Origin of the sequence: Phenylobacterium immobile (ATCC 35973) (assembly GCF_001375595.1) — a bacterium.
Taxonomy (GTDB): Bacteria; Pseudomonadota; Alphaproteobacteria; order Caulobacterales; family Caulobacteraceae; genus Phenylobacterium; species Phenylobacterium immobile.
The window spans coordinates 1,299,155-1,315,245 of sequence record NZ_CVJQ01000001.1 but is presented as its reverse complement, the minus strand read 5'-3'; the positions used below and the strand labels follow the sequence as shown (position 1 = coordinate 1,315,245).

The window sequence follows — 16,091 nt, the reverse complement described above, 5'->3', positions numbered from 1 at the left end:
GATCGGAACCGCGATGAGCGACATCACGCTGCGCCGCGCCAGCGCCGAAGACGCCCAGGTCGTCGCGGAAATTGGCGCCGAAACCTTTCAACTGACGTTCGGCCACCTCTACGCACCGCGAGACTTGACCGCGTTTCTGGCGCGCAGCCACGGCGTGGCCCGCGCCCTCGCCGACCTTGCAGATCCCGCGCAAGCGGTATGGCTGGCTGAACAGGGCGGCGCGGCCGTAGGCTACGCCCTGGCGGGACCATGCGCCCTGCCCCATGACGAGGTCACCGCCCAATGCGGAGAGCTCAAGAGGATCTATCTCCACCCCGCCGCACAAGGCGCCGGCGTTGGCGGACGATTGTTCAACACAGCAATCGACTGGTTGCAGAGGGGCGGCTCGCGCGATGTCTGGATCGGTGTCTGGTCCGAAAACTTCGGGGCGCAGCGCTTCTACGCACGCGCCGGATTTGAAAAGGTTGGCGAGTATGGATTCCAGGTCGGAACGAGCATCGATCGCGAATTCATCCTTAGGCGACGTGCGGAGAGTTTTTCTAACATCGCGCGCGGCGCCGCGTGATCCGAGCTTCACAAGACCGTCAGATCATGCGGTTTTGGAAAATTATTGCGGAGATTTAACCTGTCGCCCCCTTGGCGCAGAGCCCTGCGTTTGACAAACGTTCGCAGTCGGGTGTGCCGATGCCGAGTTTCTCGAAGGCGACGGGGATGCTGCGTATTGGTTACGTCAGGCTGCGCGATGCAGCCTCCGCTGAGGACACCGCGACGCTGAAGGCGGCGGGCTGTCACGTGGTTCGCGCCGAGGAGCCGGACGGCTGCCAGGACGAGACCGCGGCGCTGGATTCCATCCTGGATTTCATCGGCGAAGGCGACCAGCTGGTGGTGGCGCGCCTGGCCAGCCTGGGCCGCTCCGCACACGCCATGCTTGACGTGCTGCGGCGACTGGATAGCCGCGGCGCCACGGTCGAGGCGCTGAAAGAAGGCGTGAGCAACGCTGACGCAGAGGGCCGCGCCATGCTGGCGGTGCTGCAGGTGCTGGCGTCGGCGGAACCGGCGTTCAGTGCGCGCCGCCGTGCGCCGGCCAGCGAAATTCGCGAACTTCAACGCGCCGGCGTCGGCCCGGTGGAAATCGCGCGCCGCCTGGGCGTGTCGCGGATGACCGTGTGGCGCAAGCTGAGGGCCGACGCCTAGAGACGCATCCAGGCGGTCACTGCCCAGGCGTGAGCCTCGTGGCGCAGGCGACGCAAGGCCGCTTCCGGCCTCAACCAGATCAGGGTGTGGTCGACCTCGATCTTAAGACCCGCATCCTCGCCGTGAACCTCGACCTGAAAGAATACGCCGCGGTTATTAAAGGCTGCTCCATCAGTGTTCCGGAAGCGCTGGTCAGCGAAGGCGAAAGGCTCATCAGCCGCCACCAGGAGGCCCGTCTCCTCCCCAAATTCGCGCTCGACAGCGGTTTGCGCGGTCTCATCGCCATCGATCGCGCCGCCCGGCAGATCGACCCAGGCCGCCTGCCGCGGCTTCTTGACCTCGACGAGCGCGATCAGGCCGTTCTTGACCGCAAGACCGAAGGCCGCCGGTCGGTCGGCGTAGATCAGGCCATCAACGGGCGCGCCAAACTGGGGACCCACCATTAATCCGTACCGTAGAGCACCGGATAAGGATTGATCTTCCCAGAGACCACATCGCCGACCGCAACCGGCGGCTTCCAGCCAACCTTGTTGTTCAGGCTTTGCGCCCAGGCCAGGGTCACGAGATCGCGCAGCGCGGCTGCGCCAACGGCCATGCGGCCGGTGACAAACTCGGCGCCGCGCGCGTCTCCCGCCGCGAAACCGCCAGCCTTCTCCAATGCATAGAGCGGCGCCACGAAACTGTTGGTCGTCTGCAGGTAGATCGCGACCCGGCCCTCGATCGCTTGGTCCGTTGGCGCGGTCGGCGGCGGCATTGCCGAACGAACGGCGGCGGCCCGGACATTCGCCGCGACGAACTCGCCTTCGAAATTCGAGTGGATCCGCGCCTTGGTGAAGCCCTCAGGGTTGGGGCCATCACCCCAGCCATTGTAGTGCGAGGTGACATGCAACGGCTGGGAGCCGTCGCCGACGAAGTGCGACAGCTCACCCATCGTGCGCAAGATCAAGGCTTCGCGGCGGATGCGATCGGCGCGGAACCAGGCGCGATTGGCCCGCCACGCGCGATGGCCTTCCGCGGCCCGAAGGACCCGCCAGTAAGCGAACTCCTGGGTCAGTTGCTGGTAGCGGTCAAGAATGGCGTAGGGGAGGTAGCCGGCGCTCCAGCTGTTTTCGCCTGCGGCCTGCAGGGCCTTCTCATAATCCGAGCGCAAAGGCGGCATGGTCGCGAGCGTTGGTCCGCCCAAAGCCGTCCCGTTGTCGTCAATGTCGACGAAGTGCGCGGCGTCGCGGTCGGTATCGTGCAGCTTGCCCGCGCCGCGCGAACGGTCTGGCTCACGCGACAGCTCACCGACATCGACGCTGGCGCGACGCAGAAAGGCCGGCAGCTCGGCCGGGAGCGCCTGGGTGGCCAGGACGCCGATCATCCGGTGGCCTTCAGCACCCCACGCCAGGGCCTGGGCCGGCGCCGTGGAAAGCGCCAGCGCGGCGGCCGCGGCCGTCAGAACCTTTGATCTCATAGGCCAAGGGCCTCCTCGACGCGCGTCACCCAGGTCTTCACGCGTGGATACTGGGCCAGATCGAAGCCGGCTTCGTGGGCGACCCGAGTGTAGGCCACGAGTGCGACATCGGCGAGACTGAGATGGTCGCCGACCAGGTAGGGGCGGTCGGCGAGGCCGGTTTCCAGGCGTACGAAAGCCGCATGGCTGCGCTCGATCAGGCGCGGCTCAAGATCGGCGACAGGCAGGCCCTCATAGACGACCTTGAAGCGCGCGACGGCGACGTACGGCTCGTGGCTGTACTGCTCCCAGAACATCCACTCAAGCATGCGGGCACGGTCGTAGGCGTCAGCGGGGATCAAGGCCGATCCCTCCGCCAGGTGCAACATGATGGCGTTGGACTGGGCCAGCGTACGGCCATCGTCAAAGACGACCGTGGGCACCTGCCCCGCTGGATTGATCGCCAGGAACGCCGACGTGCGGCTTTCCCCCTTAGTGATATCGGTTTCGATCCATTCGAACGGTCGGCCGAGAAGCTCCGCCGTCCATTTCACCTTCAGGCAGTTGCCCGAGATTGAATCGCCATAAACCTTCATCCTGCCCCCCGGTGTTCCCGCCCCACGGGCGCTGCGTGTTGCCGCGCGCGCAGACTCCGGATACAAACCCCATCACCAGTTCAACGACGAAGGAGGACGCCGTCAATGCGACGCCGCCTCGCCGCCCTGGCCGCTTTTGCGGTGTTCGCCCTCGGGGCAAGCTCCGCGCAAGCTGCAAATGAAGACCCGTTAGGCGATCTGATCATGTCGGTCGTCACGGGCGCCATCCCAGGCGTGCCTGGGTGGAATCTGCGAGCCACCCTCTATCATGCGGGCGCCAAGGGCGTGGGCGCCCTGGACTCGCTAGGCTGCAAAGTCGTGGCGATGCGGACCGTAGCCGTGGACCGCAACCTGATCCCGCGCCGCTCCATTCTGTTCATCAAGGAAACGGTCGGCCTGCCTATGCCCGATGGCGGCAAGCACGACGGCTACTGGTACGCCTCCGACATCGGCGGCGCGATCAAGGGCGAGCGGATCGACCTGTTCACCGGCTCCGGCGCGCGCTCCATGCAGCCGATGACCGCGATCAACATGGCCAAGCTAAGCGCGGTGAAGGTCGGCGACTTCAAGGGATGCCCGCCGGCCTAGGTCGGCGGCCCCAGCCGACAGAGAGCCAGGATTGCGCCACCCCGTGTAGCCTCACGCGCCGCCCGCCGCGTCAGGTCTCGACGAAAGCCTTCTCGAGGACGAAGTCGCCAGGGCTGGCGAGCGAGCCTTCTTCGTAGCCGCGATCCAGCAGGATCTGCTTCAGATCGGCGAGCACCGAGGGGCCGCCGCACATCATGAAACGATCGACCGCGGGGTCCGGCTCCGGCACGCCCAGGTCGGCGAACAGCTTTCCTGAAGTGATCAGGTCGGTGATCCGCCCCTTGTTGACGAATTCCTCGCGGGTGACGCTGGGATAGTAGCGCAGCTTGCCGTCGATCAATTCGCCCAGGATCTCGTCGTTGTTGAGCTCGTGGCCAAGCAGCTCGCGATAGTTGAGGTCGGCGATCTCGCGCACCGTGTGGGTGACTATGACCTCGTCGAAGCGCTCATAGACTTCCGGGTCGCGGGCCAGCGACAGCCAGGGCGCCAGGCCCGTGCCCGTGCCCAGCATGTAGAGCCGCTTACCGGGCTTCAGGCCGTCGAGCACGAGGGTGCCGGTGGGCTTGCGACCGATCAGCACCTGGTCACCGACCTGAATCTTCTGCAGGCGCGAGGTTAGGGGGCCGTCCGGCACCTTGATCGAATAGAACTCCAATTCCTCGTGCCAAGCCGGGCTGGCGATCGAATAGGCGCGGACCAGCGGCTTTCCGTCCTCTTTCATCAGGCCGACCATGACGAACTGGCCGGACGAGAAGCGCAGGCCCGGGTCGCGGGTCGTGCGGAACGAGAACAGGCTGTCGGTCCAATGCTGAACCCAGGTCACGGTCTCGACGTAGAAGGCCCCGCTGGCCTTCAAGGGGGCGGGCGCGATGGAAGCTTCGGTCATGGGCTCGCTTTAGAGGCAAAAACGGTTGCAGGAAACCACCTGCGACCGGTTCTCAAGTCAGGATGTCAGATATCGCCGCCGACATTGGCGGCTTCACCGGGCGTGTGGGCAAGATGGATGCCGCATTCGGTTTTTTCCAGGCCCTGCCAGCGCCCTGATCGGGCGTCGGCGCCCGCTTCCACCGGTTTGGTGCACGGCCAGCAGCCAATCGACGGGTAGCCTTGAGCGACCAGCGGGTGCGCCGGCAAGGCGTTAGCCTCGACATAGGCCGCCAGCTGTTCCGGGCCCCAGTTGGCCAGGGGATTGAATTTCAACTTGCCCTCGGCGTACTCGACCACCGGCAGACTCATACGCGTGGAGGCTTGGAAGCGCTTGCGGCCGGTGATCCAGGCGTCGAAGCCTGCCACGGCGCGGTCCAGCGGCAGGACCTTACGAATATGGCAGCAGCCATCGACGTCGGTCTGCCATAGCGTCGCCTTCGGATCCCTGATGGCCAGGTCCTCGAAGGCCGGACGCAGGTCGCGCACGTTCGTGAGGCCAAGCGCCGAGGCCAGGTTCTTGCGATAGTCCAGCGTCTGGCCGAAGTGCATGCCAGTATCCAGGAACAACACGGGGATATTCGCGTCGACCTGGGCCGCCAAGTGCAGCAACACCGCCGACTCTGCGCCAAAAGACGAAACGAGCGCCAACTTGCGGCCGAAGGTCCGGATCGCCGCAGCGATGATCACGCCCGGCTCAGCGTGCCGGAGCTCGGCGTTCAGCCGGGCGGCCAGAACGGCCATGGGATCGAGTTCAGAGGAGGCCGCGACGTTCGCCTCAGAATCTGCCGTCGCCTGATGGGCGTTGTCGTAGGCCATGCTCACGACCCCCGTTCTGCAAAAGCCGGCGCGCGGCTGTCAGCGGCGCGCTGATAGACGTGGCGGTGGCGCGCGACCGCCCTCGCCCACTCTTCCGCTGTCGAACCGTCGGCGACCACGAAAGCGTCGACGCCGCAGCGGGCCATGAAGCCCGCCTGTTCGCGCAACACTTCGCCCACCGCGCGGATCTCGCCCTTGAAGCCCAGCCGTTCACGCAGCAGGTGCGCCGAAGTGTAGTTGCGGCCGTCGCGATACTTCGGGAAGACCAACGCCACCACCGCGATGCGCGGCAGGTCGTAGGCAAGGGTCTCAACAGCCTCGTTGCTCTCAATGCGAACGCCGATGGAACGGCCCTCCGCCAGCAAGCGCTCGCCCTCAGCCTGGAAGCGCGCGAGCGAAATGATCACATCGCCCTGGGGCACAGGCTCATCGTCAAGCACGGCCGTGAACGGGTCGTCCTCAAGGGTGAAGACGCCGTCCGTGAGCTTAATTCGCGTCGGCATAGACAGCCTCCTTGAACGGTGCGACGCCGGCGCGCCGGAAGGTGTCGAGGAATCGCTCTTCGCCCCGCCGTTCGCGCAGATAGACCTCGACCAGGGTGTCGACCGCGTCGGCGACCCGCTCATAAGGGATGGCCGGGCCGAGGATCTGGCCCACCGCCGCGTCCTCGGCGCCCGAGCCGCCCAGGGTGAGCTGGTAGAACTCCTCGCCCTTCTTATCGACGCCCAGGATGCCGATGTGGCCGACGTGGTGGTGGCCGCAGGCGTTGATGCAGCCGCTGATCTTGATCTTCAACTCGCCGACGTTTTCCGCGCGGTCCTGGTCGGAAAACTTCTCGGCGATGTGCTGGGCGATCGGGATCGCCCGCGCATTGGCCAGGGCGCAGTAGTCCAGCCCCGGGCAGGCGATGATGTCGGTGACCAGGCCGATGTTAGGCGTGGCGACGCCGGCGGCCGCCAGGCCGGCGTGCACCGCCGGCAGGTCGTCAAGCTTCACATGCGGCAGGACAAGGTTCTGCTCGTGGGTCACGCGGATATCGTCGCGCCCGTAGCTCTCAGCCAGATCGGCGATGATCTCCATCTGCGCCGACGTCGCATCGCCCGGCGTTTCACCGATGCCTTTCAGCGAAACTTCGACGATCGCATAGCCAGGCTTCTTGTGCGCCTTGACGTTGTTGCGGACGAAGCGGGCGAAGGCCGGATCCGACGCCTTGGCGGCTTCGAAGACTTCGGAACGAGCTGGCAGGGTCTCGAAGGGCGCGCCGGCGAAGGCGCCGCGGATGCGGGCGAGTTCGGTGTCCGGCAGGTCGGCGGTCTCGCCCACCTTGGCCCACTCTTCGTCGACCTGGCGCGAGAACTCCTCGGCGCCCAGGGCTGACACCAGGATCTTGATGCGGGCCTTGTAGATGTTATCGCGCCGGCCGTGGCGATTGTAGACGCGCAGGATCGCGTCGAGATACGAGAACAGCCGGCTGGCCGGCAGAAACCTGTTGATCGAGACGCCGACGAAGGGCGTGCGGCCAAGGCCGCCGCCAACCAGGACCTCAAAGCCGAGACCGCCATCGTCCGCCCGCTTCAGCAGCAGGCCGATGTCGTGAACTTTCACCGCCGCACGGTCCTTGTCGGCGCCGGTGATGGCGATCTTGAACTTGCGCGGGAGGAACGAATATTCCGGATGCAGGGTCGACCACTGGCGGATCGCCTCGGCCCAGACGCGCGGGTCGTCGACTTCCTCGGCCGTCGCGCCGGCGAAGGGGTCAGCGGTGGTGTTGCGGATGCAATTGCCGCTGGTCTGGATGGCGTGCATGTCGACGCTGGCCAGGTGGTCCAGGATGTCCGGCGCATCGGCCAGCTTGATCCAGTGGAACTGCAGGTTCGTGCGCGTGGTGAAGTGGCCGTAGCCCTTGTCGTAGGTCTGGCCGATCCAGGCGAGCTTGCGCAGTTGAGCCGAGTTCAGCGACCCATAGGGGATGGCCACCCGCAGCATATAGGCATGCAGTTGCAGGTAGAGGCCGTTCATCAGCCGCAGCGACTTGAACTGGTCTTCGCTGATCTCGCCGGCGAGGCGGCGGGCCACCTGCTCGCGGAACTCCGCGGATCGGTCGGCGAGGATGGCCTTATCGATAGCGTCATACTGGTACATCAGCCGCTTACTTCCGCTTGATCAGGTTGACGCGGCCCGAAGAGCGGGCGGCGCCGTGGGCGTGCTGCAGAGCCTCGACGGCCGCGCCGCCAAGGGTCTGCTTGCCATGGTCAGTATGATTGGTCGGGCCCAGCGCGCGGATGCGTTCACGGTAGCTGACCGGCGCCCAGAGGCCCTCTGAATCGGTCAAGTCGATCAGGTATGCGTCGACCACCATGGTGGGCTGGGCCTTACCATGAGCCTCGGCGGTCTCAGCCTCGGCGTCGTCGTCGAACAGCTGGGCGTCGCCGAACTGCTCGACCCAGGCGCCTGATTTCCAGAACACGACTTCGCCGTCGATCAGGCGATTTGCGGTCAGCGCCTTCATGCGCGGGCCTCCAGAGCAAAAACAGGTTGGGCGTCGACGGTCGCACCGACATCGGCGAGCGCCATGGCTTCGCCGATCATCAGCAGGGCCGGGCCGGACAGGCCAGCGATGTCGGCGGCCAAGCGGCCGAGCGTGGTGGCGATGCGCCGCTCGTCGCGCCGCGAGGCGTTTTCGACGACCAGAGCCGGGGTCGCAGCTTCTCGGCCCGCCGCGATCAGGCGCGCGGCCACAGCCGGCGCGGCGCTCAGGCCCATGTAGACAACCAGCGTCTGGTTGGTCTTGGCGAGGCTCTCCCAGTCGAGCGCCGGTTCGCCCCAGCGCGCCTGGCCGTCGGGCCCGAGGCCTGCGGCGGCGTGACCTGTGACGAAGGTGACAGCCTGGGCCGACCCACGATGCGTCAAGGGCGCCCCGGCCGAGGCCGCCGCAGCCAGGGCCGCGGTGACGCCCGGAACGACGTGGCAGACAATCGCCGCGGCGCGGCAAGCCTCGAGTTCTTCGCCGCCACGGCCGAAGATGAAGGGGTCTCCACCCTTCAGCCGCACGACCGTCAAGCCGTCGCGCGCGAAAGCGACCAGCATGCGGTTGATCTCGTCCTGAGCGTAGGCGTGGCGCGACTTGCGCTTGGCGACCGAGAGCTTGCGCGCGCCGGCCGGCGCCAGGGCGAGGATGTCTTCGGACACCAGGCCGTCGTGGACGACGACGTCAGCCAGGGCGAGGGCCTTCACAGCCTTCACAGTCAGGAGGTCGGGATCACCCGGACCCGCTCCAACCAGCCACACCTCACCCGGCGCGCGCGGGGTCGCCTGACCCAGCACGACCAGCTGGTCGGCGCGCTTCGAGGGGTGGGAACGTGGGGACATCAAATTCAAGCTTCTCTATAATGACGCTGCAGTTGGCCGCGGGAGTCGCAAACCGGCGGCGACACTGAGAAGGCTTGCAAATAGGTGCTTTAGACGCCAATTCGCAAGCCAAGGACTTCTGCCCGGGCTTTCAGGATTTCTTCTACAAGATGGACCGTCCGACCGCTTCTGGAAGCCAACGACGAAGGCTTCCGCCGCTGAACGCGCTGCGCGCGTTCGAAACAGCCGCCCGACACTTGAATTTCAGCCGCGCCGCCGACGAGTTGTCGGTCACGCCTGGCGCGGTGAGCCAGCAGATCCTCAACCTCGAGGACTACGTCGGCGCCGCCCTCTTCAAGCGCACGCCCAAGGGCCTGCTGCTGACCGACGCCGCGCAAACCGCCCTGCCCGCCTTGCGCGAGGCTTTCGACCGGCTGGCCGAGGCCGCGGCCCTGCTGACCGCCGCGGTCGACGGCAGGCGCCTTACGCTAACCGCCGCCCCGTCTTTCGCCGCCAAGTGGCTGGTGCCTCGTCTTGGCGCCTTCGAACAGGCCAATCCCCACGTTGAAGTCTGGCTGTCAGCCGGGATCGAGCTCCTGGACCTGGACTCCGGCGAGGTGGACCTGGCCATCCGCTATGGCGCAGGTCGTTATCCGGGCCTCGAAGTCCAACGCCTGCTGGGCGAGATGGTGATCCCCGTGATCAGTCCGCAGTTGCTCGCCGGCCAACCGCTGGAGACACCGCAGGATCTGGCCAACCATGTGCTGCTGCACGACGGATCGCCGGAAACCGACGATTCCTGCCCCGACTGGGCGATGTGGCTGGCTGCGCGGGGGATGCGTGAGATCGACGGCATGCGTGGGCCGCGCTTCAACCAGTCCAGCCTTGTGATCGAAGCCGCTGTGAACGGCCGCGGCGTGGCGCTCGCCAAGCGAACGCTGGCTCAGGCGGACCTGGACGCGGGACGGCTCGTGGCCCCGCTGCAGATCGCCACCGCGGTGGACTTCGCCTACTACCTCGTCCATTCTCGCGCCAAGGCGCGACTGCCTCAGGTGAAGGCCTTCATCGGCTGGATCGAGGCCGAGGCCGCAGCGCACGAAGCCGCGCTCGCCGCCATCGACAACGGCGCCGGCATCTAAGCTCCTGCCACCAGACCTGAGAGTTTCCACGTGACCACCGTGACCATCGACGAGCGTCCCGCGCCGGCCGATTGCCAGACCATGATCGACGTCCGCCAAGGCGTGGACGCCATTGACCGGGCCCTTGTGACCCTGCTGGTCGAGCGCCAGGGCTACATGGAGGCCGCCGCGCGCATCAAGCAGGACCGCGACGCCGTCTATGACGCCGCCCGTATCGAGCAGGTCGTCGACCGCGTGAAGACCGCCGCCCGCGCCGCGGGTCTCTCCGAAGACATCGCCGAGCCCGTGTGGCGCAAGCTGATCGAACGCTGCATCGCCCATGAGTTCGTGGCGTGGGATCGGATCCGCAAAGGCGGCTGAGCCGCTGGGAGACCTACGACCCGCCGTCGCTGGCCGCCTTGGGAATGGGCGTGAATCTGTTCCACGACAACCCGGACGGAGACAGGGCGAGCGCTGCGGACAGCTGAAAGTCTGACCCGCCGGCGAATTAGGCTGGCGTCTCGTCCACCACTAAGTCTTTGAAATAATGGTGGGTGCAGTAGGATTCGAACCTACGACCCGCTGATTAAGAGTCAGCTGCTCTACCAACTGAGCTATGCACCCATCCGGCTGAAAGCGCGGCCCAATTGGAGGCCCCGTTCAGGGAGGCGTTCTCCTATCCTCGTTTAATCCACTCCGCAAGCGCGGAGCTTTCACGTCGACGGATAGATTTCGCGCACCTTTGTGAGCGCCGTTTCCAGGCGCTGCAGCGGCGCCTCGCCCGGCAGCATCTCGATGACAGTCCAGCGCTCGTACCCGACATCCTGCAGGGCGGCGGCCGCGGCGGCGTGGTCGGACTTCGGATCTTCGAAACCCGCCAGATGCGGCTCTGCGATGTGGAAGTGGCGAATGTCGCCGGCGCCCTCGCGCACCGCCGCGCCGATGTCGGCGTCGCCGAGCTTGGCGCAGCCGGTATCGAGGTGCAGCACGATCTCGGGTCGGTTCACCCGCTTGACGAAGGCGTGGACCGCGGCGGGATCGGTCTTGAAATTGTTGCCATAGGCGGGAGGCACCGGCTCAAGGCCCAGCGCCACACCGGAGCCGGCCATGGCGTCGGCGATCCGGTGGAACCGCTCCACAGCCAAATCATCGGCCGTCGCGTCATCGAGGTCGCCGCGGTCGCGGATCTTCGGCGCGCCGAAGACCGCGACCTTGGCGCCCAGGGCGGCGCCGATGCCAGCGACCACGCCCATGTGCTCAACAAGACGATCGACGGAAGCCTCGTCGCCGAACAGGGCCAGGTCATTCAAGCCGAAGGTGATGGCCTGCATGGAACTGATGGTCAGGCCGTGGTCGGCCATCCGTGCACGGAAGGCGCCCAGGGTTTCGTCGTTCAGCTCGGCCCAGGGCGCGATCCGGGTCGGCGCGACCTCCAGGCCGCTCACGTTGAAACGCGCCAGGGTGGCGAGCGCTGCGTCTTCCTCGGCGGCGGTCCAGGCGAGGTTGGAGACACCCAGTTTCATCAGCGGGCGCCCTTCAGATAGTCGCCGAGTTCAGCCAGTACGCTGTCGCGCGACGCGATGTAGCCGTTCGCGCCACCGAACGCCGCGGCGTGCTCGGTCTTCAGGTCATAGGACGGCGGCGGCTCGACGGGGGCCGCGACCTTGGCGTCCGGGAAGAAGGTCGTGAGGATTTCCTGCGTCGGCAGGGGTTCGGGGACCAGTTGAACCAGGTCGATCCCCTGAGCCTCGACGGTGGCGAGGTCGGCGCCGAGCCGACTCAACGCGTACCACTGGAAGCTGGAGTTCGGGACGATCTTCTCGACCTGGTTGTCGGTCATCAGGTCAAAGATGATGTTCTTCTTCAGGCCGGGGCCGAACAGCGCCGGCAGGCGCACGATGTTGGCCATCTCGAAGTGGTCGGCCACCCATTCCTCGAGTCGCAGGCGGTTCTTGCCGTAGGCGTGCAGGCCTGGATCATCGATGTCCGTCTGGCGTTCGGTGAAGCCGACGGGCGGCAGGAAGACATCGACCGTCGAGATCAGGACGAAGCGCTTGGCCGTCACGGTCGAAAGCCGGTCGATCAGGGCCTGGATGCCGTCCCAGTCCGCCTCGGGGTTCTGGTTCGCCCACCATTTCTGGGCCTGGACCCCGGCGCAGACGACGGTGTCGAACTCGCGTCCCTGAATCTGGTCGATCGTCTTGGAGTTGAAATTGGCTTCGAAGGTTCGCTGGGCCGCCAGGTTCGAGCCGACGAAACCGGTATGGCCGATGAGCGCGTCCATAGTCCAAATCCCCTCCAACACCTGGCGCGGAGGAAGCACAGAAGGCGGCGCCGGGCAACGCCGCAACGCCGTGGCGACCCGGCTTTGATCGGGCTTTCAGCGCGCCTGCGTCAGATGGGCCGCACGCGCCTTTTGAAGGGGCGACCTGAAAAAATGTCGTGCTTCTGTGAAATTGCCGCGGTTGCGAGGCTGTCGTTCAGCCTATGAAGTCGTTACACGGGCTTATCTTTTTTTCAGGGTGGGGGCGCCAGCATGACTCACAAGATCGCAGTGATCGGGGCGGGCTGGTATGGTTGCCATCTGGGCGCCACCCTGGTGGCGCTTGGCTTCGACGTCTCGATCTTCGAGCGCAACGACGACGTGCTGAGCGAAGCCTCCGGCAACAATCAGTTCCGCCTTCACCTGGGCTTCCACTACGCCCGCCACCATCGCACGCGCATTCAGTCACGCGACGGCTTCCTGCGGTTCACCGACCGTTATCCGGACTTCAGCCGGCCGGTGGAGGAAAACCTCTATGCGGTGGCCTCGGGCAAGTCGCTGATCGACTACGCCACATACCGGATCATCATGACGTCGACCGGTGTCGACCTGATGGAGACCCACAGCGCCAGCATCCCGGTGACCAACGTCGACGGTATGGTTTTGACCGATGAACGGGTGCTGGTGAATGAACGCGCGCGCGCCTATTTCCGCGCCCGCCTGGGCGAGCGCATCCGCTTTGGGGTGGAGATCGGCGATGTCCGGCAAGACGCCACGGGCGTCTATCTAGATGGCGAACAATTCGACTACGCCATCGACTGCACCTGGGGCCATCTGATCAAGCCCAGCCAGCCGTGCATCTATGAACCGACGCTGCTGCTCTATTATCGCCTCAAGACGCCGGGCCAGGCCTTCCCCGCCTTCACCCTGGTGGATGGCCCGCTCTGCTCTGTGTACCCGACGGAAGATCGTGAGATCTTCACCCTGTCGAGCGTGCCCTATACCCCGTTGGGCAAGTTCAACACCGCCGCGGAAGCGGTGGCCGTCCGCAACGGCGTCGACAAGAACCTCGTCTTCGGCAAGCAGGCGCAGATGGAAGCCCAGATCGCCGAATATATTCCCGACTTCGAGGATATCTTCGAGTTCGCCGACATACAGCGGTCCATCAAGACCAAACCTCAGGGCGCCTCTGACGACCGGTCCTGCTCGGTGTCGAAGGAAGGCCGGATCATCTCGGTGATGTCCGGCAAGATCGATACGATCTTCACCGCGTCGGAACGGGTCCTGGGCCTGCTGGAACGTGACATCAGCGATTTCGGGACGATCCGCTCAACGGCGATGGGATACTAGGAAGACGCCCGCGGGCGGCAAGGGAGACTGAAGCGTGACTTTCGAAGTGTTCGCGGCCTCGCTTTCGGACGACGTCCTGGAGATGCGCTCTCTGCGCGACGGTTCGGTCGTCGCCACCCAGACCTATGTGGGGCCGGTCCTGGGCGCGGCCTGGGCGGTCTACGCGGCCCTCCGTCACGAGTTGGGTTACGCCATCGTCCTTCACGATAAGGCGCGCAAGCGCACCCTGCTGTGGCACCTCACGACCGAGGGCGTGCGCTCCAAGACCCCCGCCTGGAGCCCGGAAGACGGCAAGGCCTGGGTGGCCAGCCTTTCCAACTTGCTGGACGACGACGGCGCGAACGCGGGCCCTTTCAGCCAGGAAGCGTTCGAGATTCGCTGCCTGATGTTCGACGCCATGATCGAGGATCGCACCTGCCTGCCGATCATCGCCGAGGCGCTTCGCATCGTGGTCGCGCCCTACGGCCAACCCATGCCGCCTGACACCGAGCCACGTTCGGCGGAACTGGCTGGCGTTCTGCACAAGTCGCTGCTGGGTCCGCGCTATATGAGCGCCGAATATGTGCGCGCTCAGTTCGAGGCGTCTGGGCGCAAGTCCCTGGAAGAGCCGGGGATGCACATCTTCAGCTTCCAGATGTTCTCCACCCTTATTCCTTCGGTGTTGGACGGCGAACCGTTCCTGCGCCTGGCCAAGGGTCGCTATCGGCGAATGTCCGCGGCCTACTTCCCCCGTGACGGCGTGGCTGTCGGCGACGCCAATGAGTGGGGCGGTCGCGAATCCAAGCTGGCGGCGCTCTGCGCGCGAGAGCTCTTGGGGGTGCTGGTTTTCCGTGACGACCTGGCGCGCTACCTGAGCCAGCCGATCAAGGCGCTGGCGCTGCAGTCCTATGAGTACCACATCGGCCATTACCTTTGGAACGAGTTGTCCTCGATCGAGAATGTCCGCAAGGCCTGCGATCCAGCGCTGATCGCGCACATCTACGTCGCCGGCACCCAGGCCGAACACTACGGGGACCTGGAAGTCCTGTATCCCGACTGGCAGGGACGCGTCGTTCGCGGGGCGACGGCGGCCGACTGGTTGCTCAGCGCCTTTCGAGATCAGGAAGCCTCGTTTCGACCGGCCGGGAAGTTCATTCCAGCCAGCCTGGCCGATCGCATCGTCGGCATGTCGATGACAAGCGAAGCGCCGATGGTGCAGGCGCTCGACGATCTGGCCAAGAGCCTGACCGGCGGCGCGCCGGGCGAACCGCTAAGGCTGATGATCGGCCTGCGGGTGGAAAACCGCTGCTGGCTGCGACAGGGCGAAGGCTACGTCGCGCTGGCGCAGCTGCTGGCGAAGGCCGGGCGCAAGGCGGTCTTCGTGTTCGATGGCCACAACGTGGGCGGCACCGCGCGGCCGATCCTTAGCGCAACAGAAGGCCTGAAGACCGGCACAGAGTCGGCGGAAGCTCATTCCCTGCAAGTGGAACGCGGCATCGTCGACCAGTTCCGCGAGGCGATCTGGCCGCTGGCCGATCAGATCGCCTGTTTCGACACCCTTGGGCGGCCGGTGTCGGCCAGCATCGCGGCCTGCCGCTGGACTGACGGCTTCATCACCCATTGGGGCGCGGGCCTGGCGAAGTTCAAATGGATCGTCAACGCGAGGGGGCTCGTGTTCACCAGCAACCACGCCAGCACGAAGAACGACTTCCTGCTCTACGATCTGCCCAACGTCCGCGAAGCCGCCATCGGTTCGGACTATTTCCCGCAGAGCCTCGTCACCGACACCGACGAGAAGTCGGAACTGATGAACGGGCGCAACTTTTCCGGAAACTTCGACATCGATCCCCAGGCCTTCGCGGAAGAATGCGCAGCTTGGATAGAACGCCGCTGGCCGGCTGAGCGCGCACCAGTCGCAGATGATCCCGCTGACAAGGCCGGGTGGATGTCGGCGATGCGCCGGTTGATCGAACCGATCGTCAAGACGCGGGCTTGACCCCACAGGCGCGGCGCAGAACTGATGCCGCGGATTATTCAGAAAGCGGAACGGTAGCCGCCATGCAGATGCTGATGTTCATCGTGCCCGCCATTCTGGGCACCGCGATCGTCCTGATTTCGATGGTTCTGGGCAACGACGAGTTGCGTCGCCTGGTGCTCTCGATCCTGCTGCTGATCTGGGCCTTGATCCGCTGGCCATTCGAGGCCCTCTTCGGTCTCTTTCGACGTTGAGGCGGGGCGGCGCGACGTTGCGCCGCACAATAAACTTTTCACCCTCGGCGCCGCGACCTCCGGTCTGTGCAAATACCGGTCAGCCTGCCGGTTGTTCACGTAAGCGCAAAGTTTTCCTCCTAAGAGAGCCGCGATCCGCTTCATATGCGGGTGAAAGTTCGGTCTGGCGCTAGCTGCGCCATGAGGAAAGCTAGTGGCCTCTAAAACTTCACTTTTGTGCAAGTGCGAAATGAACCCGCGATGCGTGG

19 protein-coding genes and 1 tRNA gene are annotated in these 16,091 nt (G+C 65.5%); 8 read left to right on the top strand and 12 right to left on the bottom strand.

Annotated features, from left to right (window positions below):
* Positions 1–13 precede the first annotated feature (13 nt).
* Both BN1313_RS06435 and BN1313_RS06430 read left to right on the top strand, forming a co-directional pair.
* Positions 14–565, top strand: coding sequence for a GNAT family N-acetyltransferase (locus BN1313_RS06435; protein WP_091738006.1), 552 nt, complete (start codon positions 14–16; stop codon positions 563–565).
* A gap of 146 nt (positions 566–711) precedes the next feature.
* On the top strand, positions 712–1,194 hold the full coding sequence (locus BN1313_RS06430) for a recombinase family protein (protein ID WP_176695925.1): 483 nt from the start codon (positions 712–714) through the stop codon (positions 1,192–1,194).
* Here the strand turns inward: BN1313_RS06430 and BN1313_RS06425 are convergent.
* From BN1313_RS06425 to BN1313_RS06415, 3 genes are read right to left on the bottom strand one after another with little or no spacing between them, the layout of a single operon-like run.
* The gene (locus BN1313_RS06425; protein WP_091738000.1) at positions 1,191–1,637 is read right to left on the bottom strand and encodes an NUDIX domain-containing protein; all 447 of its coding nucleotides are present in this window, start codon (positions 1,635–1,637) and stop codon (positions 1,191–1,193) included. The two genes, BN1313_RS06430 and BN1313_RS06425, sit on opposite strands and share 4 nt — an antisense overlap.
* On the bottom strand, positions 1,637–2,650 hold the full coding sequence (locus tag BN1313_RS06420) for a phospholipase C/P1 nuclease family protein (protein WP_091737997.1): 1,014 nt from the start codon (positions 2,648–2,650) through the stop codon (positions 1,637–1,639). Before BN1313_RS06420 ends, BN1313_RS06425 begins: the two co-directional genes overlap by 1 nt.
* Positions 2,647–3,225 (bottom strand): glutathione S-transferase family protein, encoded by a 579-nt coding sequence (locus BN1313_RS06415; RefSeq protein WP_091737995.1) that lies wholly within the window; start codon positions 3,223–3,225, stop codon positions 2,647–2,649. Before BN1313_RS06415 ends, BN1313_RS06420 begins: the two co-directional genes overlap by 4 nt.
* Before the next feature lie 105 nt (positions 3,226–3,330).
* Here BN1313_RS06415 and BN1313_RS06410 point away from each other — a divergent pair, with 105 nt between their 5' ends.
* Positions 3,331–3,813: a 3D domain-containing protein gene (locus tag BN1313_RS06410; RefSeq protein WP_091737992.1), complete on the top strand. Its 483-nt coding sequence runs from the start codon at positions 3,331–3,333 to the stop codon at positions 3,811–3,813.
* A 70-nt stretch (positions 3,814–3,883) separates the two neighbouring features.
* On the opposite strand, the gene BN1313_RS06405 is transcribed toward BN1313_RS06410, so the two are convergent.
* The 6 genes from BN1313_RS06405 to cobA form a co-directional block, all read right to left on the bottom strand.
* Positions 3,884–4,699 (bottom strand): ferredoxin--NADP reductase, encoded by an 816-nt coding sequence (locus BN1313_RS06405; protein ID WP_091737989.1) that lies wholly within the window; start codon positions 4,697–4,699, stop codon positions 3,884–3,886.
* Positions 4,700–4,764: 65 nt separating this feature from the next.
* Positions 4,765–5,481 carry a phosphoadenylyl-sulfate reductase gene (locus tag BN1313_RS06400; RefSeq protein WP_091742429.1) on the bottom strand — a complete coding sequence of 239 codons (717 nt, stop codon included), beginning with the start codon at positions 5,479–5,481 and terminating at the stop codon, positions 4,765–4,767.
* A 77-nt stretch (positions 5,482–5,558) separates the two neighbouring features.
* Complete coding sequence (locus BN1313_RS06395) at positions 5,559–6,059, bottom strand: DUF934 domain-containing protein (protein WP_091737986.1); 501 nt, start codon at positions 6,057–6,059, stop codon at positions 5,559–5,561.
* The gene (locus BN1313_RS06390) at positions 6,043–7,698 is read right to left on the bottom strand and encodes a nitrite/sulfite reductase (protein ID WP_091737983.1); all 1,656 of its coding nucleotides are present in this window, start codon (positions 7,696–7,698) and stop codon (positions 6,043–6,045) included. The genes BN1313_RS06395 and BN1313_RS06390 overlap by 17 nt, the downstream gene beginning before the upstream one ends.
* Positions 7,699–7,705: 7 nt before the next feature.
* Positions 7,706–8,065, bottom strand: coding sequence for a DUF2849 domain-containing protein (locus tag BN1313_RS06385; RefSeq protein WP_091737980.1), 360 nt, complete (start codon positions 8,063–8,065; stop codon positions 7,706–7,708).
* The gene (cobA, locus tag BN1313_RS06380; RefSeq protein ID WP_091737977.1) at positions 8,062–8,925 is read right to left on the bottom strand and encodes a uroporphyrinogen-III C-methyltransferase; all 864 of its coding nucleotides are present in this window, start codon (positions 8,923–8,925) and stop codon (positions 8,062–8,064) included. Before cobA ends, BN1313_RS06385 begins: the two co-directional genes overlap by 4 nt.
* 149 nt (positions 8,926–9,074) lie before the next feature.
* Here cobA and gcvA point away from each other — a divergent pair, with 149 nt between their 5' ends.
* Complete coding sequence (gcvA, locus tag BN1313_RS06375; protein WP_091742426.1) at positions 9,075–10,043, top strand: transcriptional regulator GcvA; 969 nt, start codon at positions 9,075–9,077, stop codon at positions 10,041–10,043.
* Between the two features lie 81 nt (positions 10,044–10,124).
* Positions 10,125–10,403 (top strand): chorismate mutase, encoded by a 279-nt coding sequence (locus BN1313_RS06370; protein ID WP_091742423.1) that lies wholly within the window; start codon positions 10,125–10,127, stop codon positions 10,401–10,403.
* 167 nt (positions 10,404–10,570) lie between these two features.
* Here the strand turns inward: BN1313_RS06370 and BN1313_RS06365 are convergent.
* The 3 genes from BN1313_RS06365 to BN1313_RS06355 all read right to left on the bottom strand — a co-directional run bounded on the left by BN1313_RS06365 (position 10,571) and on the right by BN1313_RS06355 (position 12,306).
* Positions 10,571–10,646: transfer RNA gene (locus BN1313_RS06365), tRNA-Lys, on the bottom strand.
* An 89-nt stretch (positions 10,647–10,735) separates the two neighbouring features.
* A complete protein-coding gene (locus BN1313_RS06360) occupies positions 10,736–11,545 on the bottom strand; it encodes a sugar phosphate isomerase/epimerase family protein (protein WP_091737974.1) in 810 nt (269 codons plus the stop codon).
* Positions 11,545–12,306 (bottom strand): NAD-dependent epimerase/dehydratase family protein, encoded by a 762-nt coding sequence (locus BN1313_RS06355; RefSeq protein ID WP_091737971.1) that lies wholly within the window; start codon positions 12,304–12,306, stop codon positions 11,545–11,547. Before BN1313_RS06355 ends, BN1313_RS06360 begins: the two co-directional genes overlap by 1 nt.
* Before the next feature lie 252 nt (positions 12,307–12,558).
* On the opposite strand from BN1313_RS06355, the gene BN1313_RS06350 reads away from it, so the two are divergent.
* The 3 genes from BN1313_RS06350 (at position 12,559) to BN1313_RS16510 (ending at position 15,843) form a co-directional block, all read left to right on the top strand.
* Positions 12,559–13,635 carry an FAD-dependent oxidoreductase gene (locus BN1313_RS06350; RefSeq protein ID WP_091737968.1) on the top strand — a complete coding sequence of 359 codons (1,077 nt, stop codon included), beginning with the start codon at positions 12,559–12,561 and terminating at the stop codon, positions 13,633–13,635.
* Between the two features lie 34 nt (positions 13,636–13,669).
* The gene (locus tag BN1313_RS06345) at positions 13,670–15,610 is read left to right on the top strand and encodes a hypothetical protein (RefSeq protein ID WP_091737965.1); all 1,941 of its coding nucleotides are present in this window, start codon (positions 13,670–13,672) and stop codon (positions 15,608–15,610) included.
* 62 nt (positions 15,611–15,672) lie between these two features.
* Complete coding sequence (locus BN1313_RS16510; protein ID WP_176695924.1) at positions 15,673–15,843, top strand: hypothetical protein; 171 nt, start codon at positions 15,673–15,675, stop codon at positions 15,841–15,843.
* The last annotated feature ends 248 nt before the right edge of the window (positions 15,844–16,091 follow it).